This is a genomic window from Nitrospira sp. BLG_2 (assembly GCF_049222245.1).
The window spans coordinates 1-12317 of the sequence record NZ_JBLYIG010000441.1 but is presented as its reverse complement, the minus strand read 5'-3'; the positions used below and the strand labels follow the sequence as shown (position 1 = coordinate 12317).

The following is a 12317-nucleotide window of genomic DNA, read 5'->3' as shown; positions in this document are numbered from 1 at the left end:
CGCGGGATCGTCTACGACGACCGCGCCGAGCATATAGGGATGGAGTTTGCACACAAAGACATACAGCCCTGGCGTATCGAGTTTCACATTCACAAAGTTTTCCGAATTCGCTTTGAGTTGGTCAAGCACCGGATTTTCTCCGGCAGCAGACGGCCAAACCAAGTTGGTCACAGTGTGAAAGCTTTCCACATCACGAGACTTGCCATTAACCGGATCGCCGCCTTTCTGGTAGAAAGAAACTGTTTCCCCCTTGCTAATAACGGCAAGCGAGCGGGTGCCGCCGACATCGACACCGGTATCAAACCAATGGCCAGGTGTATCGTTAACGGTAAACTTCGCGGGCAGCGCATAGCTCAGCTGATTCACTGTCAGCAGCAGCCCTGCTACCAGAGGTAATACACGATGCACTCTCATGAAGCCTCCTTTGATAACATGAATGAATGTGGTCTCTCTTCGATAACTCACGGGCAACCACTACACCCGTGATCCTCCTATACGCTTCGATTCTCCCTTTTCCGAACTCTTGGAATTTCTATTGGTTCTCCTGCTCCTCCTCCGCCGCCCAGTATCGATCAACGATCGCTGTAGCCTTGGCCCGCACCGCTGGATCGTCGTCCTCAATCGCTTCGAACACCGGATCCAGGGGTGCATTACTGTCCTGGGCTTCCCAGTAATCCAGCGCCCGATAGCGGTCGCGAGGCTCGGGAGACTGCATATCCTTAGCAACGGAAGGCGGAATGGAGGAAATCGACGCGGACGCATGGTCTCCAGGTAGATTCACGGACGCAGTCCCGTTCACGTTTCCCTCGAGCTTCTTCTCAACCATAGTCGTATCGCCCGCCGGCAACGAATAAGAAGTATTCGCTTTGGCGCCGTAATTGGTGCCTACTGGCGACACCGGCAACGGCTTTGCCGCTTCATCGGAGACAGACGATCCGCATCCTCCGTTCACCGTCACAAGAACGATGGCCAACACCCACATCACACTATGGATCAGCGCAAATGACATTCATCAATCCTGTTGCTTAAAGTTATTAGAAATGGCAGCGACCCACCCTCGTCACTCATGCGGTTGACGGGCGCAGAGCTATGCCAGTTTCATTCCAGGCTTACTCATAAACCATGAGCAGCGTTCCCATTGTCGATGCATGCGTAACACGTGATGGGAAAATGTTTCAATGACACTACGTAGTTATTAAGTATTACTCCAGCCCTTGTAGGTACCGGCCTGTATAGACAATGTATCCAAATAGATTCGCATCTAATTCGATTCATCTCATTCCCTTTTCCCACTGCACAAAGTACCTCACCGCTTCCGATCTCCTTGAGATATTCAACCGCTTGTAAACCGCACGGAGGCGGGCCGTAACAGCACTCGGAGTGACATTGAGCTCCTGAGCAATCTCTTTGTTGCTTTTCCCGGCCGCAATGAGTGAAAGGAGTTGCAGATCGGCTCTTGAGCAATCTTCCATCTCATCCTGTTGTGCAATCTGTCTTCCATCCCGAACCCACGCAAGGAGCTGTTGCGTCAATCGACGATCCATGATGGCCTTACCGGCTGCGACGATTTCGATACTCCTCACGATGGCTTCTTGAGACGCCCCCTTCAGCAAGTACCCTTGTGCTCCGGCAAGAATGGCAGACCGCAGAGTGTGTTTGTCGTCATTAGCGGTGAAGAAGAGGACGGACGTTCGTGGATACGATTCACGGATGACTCCGCATAAATTGATGCCGCTCGCTCGACCCACTCGTACATCCAAAACGGCCACATCCGGCTGACACGTCTTCAGAAGGACAACGGCTTCATCTTCAGTGCGTGCTGTGCCGGCGACCAGGATACCACTACTCTTCGACAAGGCCACCTGTAGCCCTTCAAGAACGAAACTCGAATCGTCGATCAGGACCACACGGACTCGTTCTCGTCTTTGAATCGATTGCTCCATCAATACGTGTCCATTCGGAAAAGACCGCTTAGCTTGGAGTTAAGCCGGAGAGGAGCGGAAGTGATGGGTGTGGATCAGGAGCTTTTTTCGATTGGGCACACCGATCCGGTCGAAAATGCTCGTCAAATGATAGCGGACCGTACTGTCTGAAATACACAGCCGGTCGGCGATGTCTTTGTTCGAGAGTCCCTGGCCGACCAATCTGATAATCTCCCGTTTACGTTCTGTCAGTCCCTCGGGCCACGCAGGCGGCTGCATGTGGTGATCGACATGTCGCCGAAAAGTCGCCCACAGATCCACGTCCACTCCATCATGACGTTTGACAGGGACGTGGTTGGTAGTGGGCAAGTACAGCGTCTCGATCGCAGCCAGTATGGCTGCAGCAGGTTGGACCTTCAGGATGATACCGTCGACGCCATATTCAAAAGCCTCGCGCGTGAGGTCGCTGTCCTCGAACCCGCTCAGCAACACGATCTTGCTTTTCGGAGCCGACGCCCTAATTTGTTTAATCATGCCGACGGCGTCTTGTTGGCTCTCCATATCGAGGATGAATACATCCGGTTGTTTTTCTGCAAGTGGCACGGCGGATGGCTTCCACAGATGCAGTTGCACGACGATCCGGACAGTCTCCCGGCTCTCCAACACTTTCTGCAATCCGCGCCACGCGAGATGCTGACTGCTGAGAATCGCCAGGGTAATCGACGGACTCATTCTATTGAGGTCTGACATGAGATCTCCTGACCAAGACGGACGACCGAGTGCGGACACTGCTCGAGGTCTGATGACCCATGCCTACTGAGACATACTCGACAAGTGATGTTGCGAGCGGCATCGGCTGATTGTGTCTCCGTTTGGCAGGCTCATTCATGGCTCGACCTCGTAGAGCAAATAGCATTCCACTGCTGATAGGTCTTCTTACGGGTCCTGAACAGAGCCGCTCGCCACTCGATAGTGAGGCATTACCAGAAGATGCAGGATTCCAGTGAAACCACAGTGGATGAATAGAAAGAATTCCATGGCGATGTATCCAAATGGATTCTGCATCAAATTCGATGCACCTGAAGGCGAGGACCGGCAAATTTCCTTCGTTAACTATTTGGTTTGTACCCTTACTACCTGTACGGCACATTCACCGGCCTTGCTTATGACCGATCAATCTTGAATTGAAATCTTGAGGCAGCAGGCACAGCGGACGCGTGCAATGCGAATTACAAGATCGCTTCCCATAGCGAATAGTCTTCCTTCCTAAATGTTGAGGCCAATGTTCGGCTTAGGCTACATTCTCAGGGCCAGGATCCATAATCAGGCAGTCTACTGTTCCAATCATGCCAATGTTTGAATGGGAAGACGGACGCGCGCACCAGGTACAAGTCGAAGCAGATGCTTTGCATGAGCAGAAACTGGAGGACGCCCCTCTTCATCACCGCTTGTTGGCTGGCTGGTTCGCTCCCCGGCTGGGCTGAGATACCTCTCATTCCTCTCCAAGCATCCTCCGAAACAGAACAAAAGTTTCAAGAAGAAACGCTGTACTTGAAAGAAGAAACCATCAGTGTCGCGAGCCGCCGTGAGCAACCGATTTCTCAGGCACCGTCCAACGTGTACGTCATCACCGATGAGGACATGCGTCAGTCCGGCGCTCCGGATCTGCCCACAGTGCTTCGCCGCATTCCCGGCTTGGAAGTCATGCAGGTCACAGGGGCGGACTTTAACGTGAGCACGCGCGGGAACAACCAACTGGACAGCAACAAGCTCTTAGTCATGGTCGATGGCCGCTCCATCTATGTTGATGTACAGGGGAGCGTGTTCTGGAAAGCGATTCCTGTCACCTTGCCGGAGATCAAACGCATCGAGGTCCAGAAGGGTCCCGCCTCCGTCCTCTACGGATTCAATGCCTTTGACGGCATCATCAACATCGTCACCAAGTCACCGGATGAGATGAAGGGTATCACTGCGCAGTTTGGTGGGGGTGCCTATGGCACGATCAGTAGCGCCGCCATTTATGCCCACAACTTTAAGAAATTAGGCTTCCGTGTCTCATATGGCCACGACCAGAACCAGCAGTGGCGCAACGGGAGTGCGCTGGCGTTTCGCGACAACAAGTTCAACGTCCAGACGGAATATGCCTTGGGAAGTGAATCAAAGATCTCGCTCTCAGGTGGTCTGGTTGATGTGAACGACTTCGATGGCAATGTTGTTGATGCAGCTGTGCAAACCGGCGCGCCAAGTCTCGGCTACGCCCAGGCGGGCTATGAGCGACCTAACTTTTTCATTCGAGCATTTTGGAACGGCTACGATATCGACGGCCCTATCATTCCCAATCCCCTTTTCGCCTCGTTCCTCCGCTTCACTGATCGAAACTTCCATTCAGATCTGAGGCTGAGAGGCCACACCTATAATATTGAAACTCAGCAGGGAATCGAATTGGGAGCCTCAACACGTCTCACCGCCGGGATCAACTACCGGCTCAATACCCTGTCAATGAACTTTATTGATGGATTTCGGACCGAGGATCGGCTGGGGCTGTATGTGCAGGGTGAATGGAAACCGACGCAAATGTTCCAGGCGGTCGGAGGCTTGCGCTATGATCTCGACAGCTTCATCAATCCGACGATCAGCCCGCGTGGCTCGCTCCTGTTTACCCCAACCCCGGAGCACACCTTCCGGACCACGGTGGCTGTCGGGTACCGCCCCCCGACCCTGTTTGAGACCTACCAAGACTCTCTGGCGATCATCAGTCTCCCTGCCCCTATTCCTCCGCAACCTCCGCTCAACCCACGAGGCAATGGAAGCCTCAACCCTGAAAAGATCGTCTCCTATGAGGTGGAGTATCAAGGATGGTATTTCCAACACCGGCTTAGGACTCGTGCTGCGCTGTTTTATAATCACCTCTCCAACCTGATCACCTCTGGAACCTCCGGTATCATCCAGGCCGGTGGGACGGCGGACATTTATGGGGGCGAGGCAGGAATCGAATTTCTCGCGACAAAGTGGCTGAACGGGTTCGGCAACTTTGCCTACCAGGAGATCAGCCAGACTCTCACGGGAACTTCCCAGCGAGCAGGGCCCCGGTTCAAGTACAATGCCGGCCTGCGAGCCCAATGGGAAAACGGGCTTAGTGGTGAGATCGCTTACCACTGGGTAGGCGCCGCCACGTACCCACTTTCTTCAGCCTTTTCAATGTTTTCCGCCTTTGGCGTGGTCCCGCCTGATCCGTATGTCGGGAATTACCATCTCCTGAATCTTCGCGGTGCCTATCGGTTCTGGCAGGAGGCCGCGCCTACCGGTTATCGCCGTGAGGCGGAGGTAGCAGTATCCGTGTTCAACGCGCTCAACGACACACATCGCGAGCATCCCTTGGGTGACCTCATCGGCAGCCGAGTGATGGGTTGGTTAACGGTGAAGCTTTGATCCACTTGTCACCTTGTGTGGCCCAAGAGTTGCTTAAATTACGTTAATTATCTGGCGGAGCGCAGGTACAGATTGCCGGGCACTTGAGAAAATGGGCGATGTTAGAGAAAATCGGGTGCCATAAGTTTGGTCGTCGTCAAAGAAAGACGTCTATGCTGCTCATCATTGTGATTCTCTTGCTCTTCTTATTCACCAGTCTATCCGGCTTGGCTGGCGCCGCTGAGATTGCCGTCCTCAAATCGGCCGGACTTCCATACTATGAGCAAGCCGTTGTCGGGTTTAAGACGGGAATCCCTGCGATCACATCGATCAAGGAATATAACCTCAACGGTCAACTGGCAGAAGGACGGCAAATTGCCAAGTCTTTACGAGCTTCTCCTCCCGACCTCATCTTCGCCGTGGGGCTCAAGGCGGCCATGGCCGCCAAGCTGGAGATTGTCGACACACCCGTGGTGTTCTGCATGGTGCTCAACCCGGAAACACATGGGCTTCCTCTCCCGAACATGACCGGAATCGCCGTCCGACCGACGGCAGAAACGCAACTCGCGGCGCTTCGATCCGTCGTGCCCAATCGCAATCGCGTCGGAGTCCTCTATGATGAAGAGCAAAGCGGTGGCTTTATTCGCCAGGCACATCGTGTTGCCAAACAACAAGGCTTGGACCTCCTCGCGGTTGCAGTCCAGCGCCCAGATGAGATTCCCAACGCGGTCCGAGCGTTACTGCCGAAGATCGATGCGCTCTGGTTGATACAAGACCAGACCGTGGTATCGGAATCAGCCATCTCGTTTTTCTTGGAATCGACGTTGGAAGCCAAAGTGCCGTTGTTCACCTTCTCGTCGACACTGGTTCAGCAAGGGGCGCTGGGCGCGCTCGTCATGGATCCTTGGACCGTCGGACAGCAGGCCGCACATCTTGCGCTCGCTCGTCTTAGCGGACAACACGCCTCAACTGGTTTGCTCCAGACGCCCGAACGCCCTCAATTGGCGTTGAACATGAACTCCGCAGAATACTTGGGCCTCTCGCTGCCTCCCGAGCTGATACGTTTGGCCGGTCACCTGTATGGAGGTCCAGGAACGCTAGCCCGGCAACCGGACCACGCCGATTTGATTCCCTAAAGAGGCATGACTTGTCGCCAAGAATCGATATGGACACGGCAATAGTTGTACCGGCTCCGTCACACCGTTCGAATTCGATCACGCTCAGAACGAAGCTCATCCTCAGCACCGCCGTCATCCTGATTGTCGCCTGTCTCCTATTAGGCTGGTTGTTCATTCAACAACAAGTCCGATCGGCTGCCGGAGGCCTGGTGCAAAGCGGAACGTTGCTCGCGCAATACCTGGCGGGGATGGGTCGATTCAGCATCGTTGCCGGCGATACCCAAAAATTAGATCAACTCATCCAGGAGATTCTCGCAGCCAAACCAGTTGCGTATGTGGCGGTTGTGTCTTCGCGCGGCGATCTTCAAGCCGGTTTTGGAAAGGGGGCGTGGCAACTGCAATTTTCCGGTCAACCGCTCGGGCGGAAACAATTTCCGGTAACGCAATTGGTCCACCATGGCCGGCTCGACGCCGATACGAATGAGGCGCTCGTCAGTGGGATTTGGCTTGCCGACGACGGACCGGTTCTTCGATCGACCATCGAATTTACGCTGGGAGAATTGTTCAGCCTCATGGGGGGGTCCGAGCTCCCAATATTTTACGACTTGCTGGTCCAAGTACCGCGTCAGGCTCACGCGACTGTGTGGGACCCTGCCCTGCAACTTACGCTTGACGAGCATTTCGATACCCATGACGGCCTCACCGCTCTTCAGCCTATGGCTCCCTCGCTTGTGCAGGTCGGGCTTTCAACGTCTACCCTTCAGCACGTCCTGCGCCGGTTGTTGTGGCAAGCGGTCATCATTACGCTGAGCACACTGATGGGGGGAGTATGTATCGTCGTCCTGCTGGCTCGCCGAATTACCATTCCATTACAAGAGCTCACCACAGCAGCGACCAAACTCGCCGACGGAGAGACCGTGCCGACCGTGGCCATGTGCACCCACGATGAAATCGGGACCCTGACACAAGTTTTCAATACCATGGCTTCGAGGCTGCAATCACGGGAGCACGAGTTGCGTGAGCTGGCCCATACGCTGGAAGACCGTGTGGACGCTCGTACTCAGGAGCTTGCCGCGGCTAATGCCAAACTGCGGGAACTCGACCGGCGCAAGTCGATCTTTGTCTCCACGGCCTCCCACGAGCTGCGCACGCCTTTAACTTCGATGAAAGTCCACCTGGCCAATTTGCGGGATGGGATAGATGGAGCCCTCACCGACGATCAGCGGCGATCGCTTACACGTGTGGAAGCCAATCTCTCACGCCTTCGGATCTTGATCGATGATCTGCTGGATCTCTCCCAAATCGAGAGAGGACAAGCCACTATACGATTGGGACCGGTGACGCTCGAAAATGTGATCGCAAAAGCCGTCGAAGACCTTCACCCATTCAGCTCCGAACGACGCGTGCGCATCGTGATCTCGCTCCCATCCGAATTGCCGCTTGTCCGCGCCGATTCCGACAAATTGCGACAGATCCTCCTCAATCTCCTCCATAATGCGGTAAAATTCACACCGGTGGACGCGATCGTCGACCTCACCGTCATGAAAATATCCGTCGATGAAATCCGGATCTCCGTGCGTGATGTCGGACCCGGCATCTCGCCGGAAGATGCGGACAAGATTTTCCAGCCGTTCTATCGCGCGCCGACCACACACAAGCAGACCAAGGGAGCAGGGCTTGGGCTGGCAATCGCCAAGTTGCTGGTCGAACTACATCATGGACGACTGTGGGTGGAGACAGAACCCAACCGAGGCAGTTGTTTTTCGTTTACCCTTCACTCGGCCAGCACCGCACGACCGGCCTTGACAAAGACCACTGTTGCAAGCCCATCACACCATCAAATCGTCTGACAAGGCAAGGAGCTTGGCCGCTCTAGCACGCTGTGCAGTTACATGGACGGAGGTTTGACAGAGACACCTCTCTGTCTGATGAGTCTCGTCAAATACGTTCGTTGCAGCCCGAGAAGTTCCGCCGCCTTGGTTTGATTCCAACCCGCTCGGCGCAAACCTTCTTCAATAACTTTCCGGCTGTAGTGCTCCATCACCGCATGGTAGTTCAGACCATCGTCTTCCGCAAAGTCCGCTTCCACCGGCAGCCTTCGTTGAGCCGTGATCCCGAGGTGTTCCGGTTCAATATAGTCACCTGGGCACAGTGCGATGGCTCGGACCAGAACGTTTTCTAACTCCCGCACGTTTCCGGGCCAGTGATATCCGCGAATGAACTCCAGGGCGTCTGGGCTCACCGTGAAGTTTCGGTAACCCATGGCCATTCCATGTCGGCGGACGAAATGATCCACCAACGCAGGCACATCCTCCGGTCGTTTCCGCAAGGGGGGCAACATGAGTGAAATGACGTTCAGGCGATAAAACAAATCCTGACGGAACCGTCCCTCCTGAATAGCCTCTTTCAGATCCTTGTTCGTCGCCGCCACAAAACGCACATTGGTGCGAATGGACTGAGCGCCGCCGACACGGTAAAACTCCTGATCCTGCAGCAATCGGAGCAGGCGCGTCTGAAGTCCTGCCGGCATGTCGCCGATCTCGTCGAGAAAGACGGTGCCACCTTCTGCGGATTCGATCTTGCCGGGTTCACGCCTCACGGCTCCGGTGTAGGCTCCCTTCTCGTGTCCGAATAACTCGTTTTCCAATAAACTCTCGGGCAAAGCCGCGCAGTTCACGACGACAAACGGTTTCGAAGCACGGGGGCTCCATCGATGCAGCGCGCGTGCAATCACTTCTTTGCCCGTTCCTGTTTCTCCCAATAACAATACCGTGGCGGAAGAGCCGGCCGCCCGCCGCGCCGTCTCAAGTAACTCGACCATGCGTGGGCTCTGCGCGACCACATGCTCATACCTTCCGGCCACTTCCGCTTGCAGGAGACCGATCTGGCGGGTGAGAGCCATCTGGGCCATGGCCTTCTCGATCACAATGGAGAGGTGATCGGGCTCAAAGGGCTTCGTCAAGAAGTCGCACGCCCCGAGCCGTATGGCTTCCACAGCCCGATCGATCGTCCCGAACGCCGTGATGACGATCACTTCAGGGACAGACGGCGGCGGAATGCTGGAACGTTTTTCGGCAAGCTGCTTCAGGATATCGAGTCCGCTGAGTCCCGGTAATTCGATGTCGAGCAGCATCAAATCGGGTTGCTCCTCTGCCGCGACTTTCAGCGCCTGTTCACCATCCTCGGCCGTGAGCACCTCATGCCCCATCCAGGTCAACCGCTTCTTGAGCGCGCTCAGAATATCTTGGTCATCGTCGACAATCAGGATACGTGTCTGCATCGGACTTCCTTAAGGAAAGATTCGTGATGGCTATTGTAGTTGAAGATGGGGCTGAAGAGAAAGTGCGACGGCTACCGGTCTTGCGCCAAATATTATTCGGGCTCGTAATTCAGATTCGGCGAGAGCCAGCGTTCAATCGTCCGAAGATCCATCCCCTTGCGGCGAGCGTAGTCTTCAACTTGGTCCTTGCCGATTTTGCCGACGGCAAAGTACTTGGCGCCCGGATGGGCGAAATAGAGCCCGCTGACCGACGCAGCCGGCAACATGGCAAAGCTGTCGGTGAGCGTGATACCGGCGTTCTTCTCCACTTGCAGGAGATCAAACAGCAACTGTTTCTCCGTGTGGTCCGGACAAGCCGGATACCCCGGCGCCGGACGGATCCCACGATATCGCTCGCGGATCAAATCATCATTCGTCAATTGCTCATGTTTGCCGTATCCCCATTCTTCCCTGACCCGTTTATGGAGACATTCGGCGAAGGCCTCAGCCAACCTGTCGGCGAGGGCCTTGGCCATGATCGAATTATAGTCGTCATGGTCTTTATCAAACCGCTTGCACAATTCATCCAACCCGACACCGGCTGTGACGGCGAACGCTCCGATGTAATCCTGACGACCTGACCCCTTTGGCGCGACATAATCGGCCAGCGAAAGATTGGGCTGACCCGTTGGTTTCTCCGATTGCTGACGGAGATGATGGATCGTCGTAGCCGTGATCTTCCGCGATGCATCCGCGTACAATTCGATGTCGTCACCGACCGACGCGGCAGCAAAGAATCCGTAAACCCCCTTGGCTTTAAGCTGTCGTTTCTGGATGATCTCATCCAGGAGGCGTCGCGCATCATCGTACAGCTCCTTGGCTTTGGGTCCAACGGTTGAGTCATCAAAGATCGTCGGATAGCGCCCCTTCAGTTCCCACGTGTGAAAAAATGGCGACCAATCGATGAAAGGAATCAACTCGACCAACGATTGGTCCTCAATCGTTCGAACCCCCGAAGCAACCGGTGTGGGAATATCAGCCGCGACCCAGTCGGACATAAGCCGATTGGCGCGCGCTTGGGTGATCGAAAGAAGCGACTTGGCGCCCCGCTCATGATGCGATTGTCTGACTTTCTCGTAGTCATCCCTCACGTGTTTGACGAAGTTTTGCCTCTGCGTTTGGCTGATCAAACTTCCCACGACGCCCACCGCCCGTGAGGCGTCCAACACATGGACAACGCCCGGCTCATAGGAAGGCGCGATCTTGACCGCCGTATGGGCCTTGCTGGTCGTGGCACCCCCGATTAACAGCGGCAGATCGAAACCCTCGCGTGTCATTTCCTTGGCCACATGAACCATTTCGTCAAGCGAAGGAGTGATGAGCCCGCTCAAGCCAATGATGTCGGGTTTGTTTTCTCGAGCAGCGGCGAGAATCTTTTCACAGGGCACCATCACGCCAAGATCGATGACTTCATAGTTGTTGCAGCCGAGCACGACACCGACGATGTTTTTCCCGATGTCATGGACATCACCCTTCACGGTCGCAAGCAAAATCTTCCCCTGTGCCTGGAAATTGCCGGACCGCTTCTTCTCTTCCTCCATAAATGGCATGAGATAGGCTACAGCTTTCTTCATCACGCGGGCACTCTTGACGACCTGAGGCAGGAACATCTTGCCTGAGCCGAACAGGTCGCCGACGACATTCATGCCGTCCATCAACGGCCCCTCGATCACGTCCAAAGGCTTGGGATACTTCCGACGCGCCTCCTCCGTATCTTGATCGATATAGTCCGTGATGCCCTTGATGAGCGCATGGGATAACCGTTCCTCAACCGCCCCATGACGCCACTCATCGTCCTTCGAAACTGCTTTCCCTTTCGCCTTCACCGTTTCGGCAAAATTCACCAGACGCTCGGTGGCGTCCGGCCGTCGGTTGAGCAACACATCCTCTACAAGTTCAAGCAAGTCTTTGGGAATCTCTTCATAAACCGCCAATTGACCGGCATTGACAATGCCCATGTCGAGACCGGCTTTGATGGCGTGATACAGGAAGGCGGCGTGCATGGCTTCTCGCACCACGTTGTTCCCTCGGAACGAAAAAGAAATATTGCTGATGCCTCCGCTGACCTTCGCTCCCGGCAAGTTCCGCTTGATCCAGCGCGCCGCCTCGATGAAATTGACAGCGTAATCGTTGTGCTCTTCGATGCCTGTTGCGACAGTCAAAATGTTTGGATCGAAGATGATGTCTTGCGGAGGAAAACCGACTTGCTCCGTGAGAATTTTGTAGGAGCGCGCGCAGATCTCCTTCTTCCGTTCCAGCGTGTCGGCCTGCCCTTTCTCATCGAAGGCCATGACGACAACCGCCGCCCCATAGCGTCGAATGAGCGTTGCCTGGTCGATGAATTTCTGCTCGCCTTCCTTCAAGCTGATGCTGTTGACGACGGCTTTACCTTGGATATTTCTCAAGCCGGTCTCCAACACCTCCCACTTGGAACTGTCGACCATGATGGGCACTTTGCAGATATCCGGCTCCGACGCAACGAGACGAAGAAACTTCTCCATCGCAGCCTTGGAGTCCAGCATGCCCTCATCCATGTTGATATCGATGATC

The 12317-nt window shown here is 54.9% G+C and carries 9 protein-coding genes; 3 read left to right on the top strand and 6 right to left on the bottom strand.

Annotated features, from left to right (window positions below; genetic code table 11):
* The 4 genes from ACOSYY_RS12095 to ACOSYY_RS12080 form a co-directional block, all read right to left on the bottom strand.
* Nucleotides 1-414 (bottom strand): cupredoxin domain-containing protein (locus ACOSYY_RS12095; protein WP_421662649.1); only part of this gene is annotated, 414 nt, incomplete at its 3' end.
* Between the two features lie 118 nt (nt 415-532).
* Complete coding sequence (locus ACOSYY_RS12090; RefSeq protein WP_421662647.1) at nt 533-1009, bottom strand: hypothetical protein; 477 nt, start codon at nt 1007-1009, stop codon at nt 533-535.
* A gap of 262 nt (nt 1010-1271) precedes the next feature.
* A complete protein-coding gene (locus ACOSYY_RS12085; protein WP_421662645.1) occupies nt 1272-1943 on the bottom strand; it encodes a response regulator in 672 nt (223 codons plus the stop codon).
* A gap of 39 nt (nt 1944-1982) precedes the next feature.
* The gene (locus ACOSYY_RS12080; RefSeq protein ID WP_421662643.1) at nt 1983-2672 is read right to left on the bottom strand and encodes a response regulator transcription factor; all 690 of its coding nucleotides are present in this window, start codon (nt 2670-2672) and stop codon (nt 1983-1985) included.
* A gap of 660 nt (nt 2673-3332) precedes the next feature.
* Between ACOSYY_RS12080 and ACOSYY_RS12075 the strand changes: the two genes are divergently transcribed.
* From ACOSYY_RS12075 to ACOSYY_RS12065, 3 genes are all read left to right on the top strand, one after another.
* The gene (locus tag ACOSYY_RS12075) at nt 3333-5351 is read left to right on the top strand and encodes a TonB-dependent receptor plug domain-containing protein (protein ID WP_421662642.1); all 2019 of its coding nucleotides are present in this window, start codon (nt 3333-3335) and stop codon (nt 5349-5351) included.
* A gap of 152 nt (nt 5352-5503) precedes the next feature.
* On the top strand, nt 5504-6466 hold the full coding sequence (locus ACOSYY_RS12070) for an ABC transporter substrate-binding protein (protein ID WP_421662641.1): 963 nt from the start codon (nt 5504-5506) through the stop codon (nt 6464-6466).
* 29 nt (nt 6467-6495) lie between these two features.
* Nucleotides 6496-8298: a HAMP domain-containing sensor histidine kinase gene (locus ACOSYY_RS12065; RefSeq protein ID WP_421662640.1), complete on the top strand. Its 1803-nt coding sequence runs from the start codon at nt 6496-6498 to the stop codon at nt 8296-8298.
* Between the two features lie 38 nt (nt 8299-8336).
* On the opposite strand, the gene ACOSYY_RS12060 is transcribed toward ACOSYY_RS12065, so the two are convergent.
* Together ACOSYY_RS12060 and metH are read right to left on the bottom strand one after the other, a co-directional pair.
* Nucleotides 8337-9728, bottom strand: coding sequence for a sigma-54-dependent transcriptional regulator (locus ACOSYY_RS12060; RefSeq protein WP_421662639.1), 1392 nt, complete (start codon nt 9726-9728; stop codon nt 8337-8339).
* 92 nt (nt 9729-9820) lie between these two features.
* Nucleotides 9821-12317 (bottom strand): methionine synthase (metH, locus tag ACOSYY_RS12055; RefSeq protein ID WP_421662638.1); only part of this gene is annotated, 2497 nt, incomplete at its 5' end.

Excerpts from the sequence above, each read along its gene's own strand:
- ACOSYY_RS12090 (WP_421662647.1), bottom strand. The coding sequence starts at position 1,009 with ATGTCATTTGCGCTGATCCATAGTGTGATGTGGGTGTTGGCCATCGTT.
- ACOSYY_RS12085 (WP_421662645.1), bottom strand. The coding sequence starts at position 1,943 with ATGGAGCAATCGATTCAAAGACGAGAACGAGTCCGTGTGGTCCTGATC.
- ACOSYY_RS12080 (WP_421662643.1), bottom strand. The coding sequence starts at position 2,672 with ATGTCAGACCTCAATAGAATGAGTCCGTCGATTACCCTGGCGATTCTC.
- ACOSYY_RS12075 (WP_421662642.1), top strand. The coding sequence starts at position 3,333 with ATGAGCAGAAACTGGAGGACGCCCCTCTTCATCACCGCTTGTTGGCTG.
- ACOSYY_RS12070 (WP_421662641.1), top strand. The coding sequence starts at position 5,504 with ATGCTGCTCATCATTGTGATTCTCTTGCTCTTCTTATTCACCAGTCTA.
- ACOSYY_RS12065 (WP_421662640.1), top strand. The coding sequence starts at position 6,496 with ATGGACACGGCAATAGTTGTACCGGCTCCGTCACACCGTTCGAATTCG.
- ACOSYY_RS12060 (WP_421662639.1), bottom strand. The coding sequence starts at position 9,728 with ATGCAGACACGTATCCTGATTGTCGACGATGACCAAGATATTCTGAGC.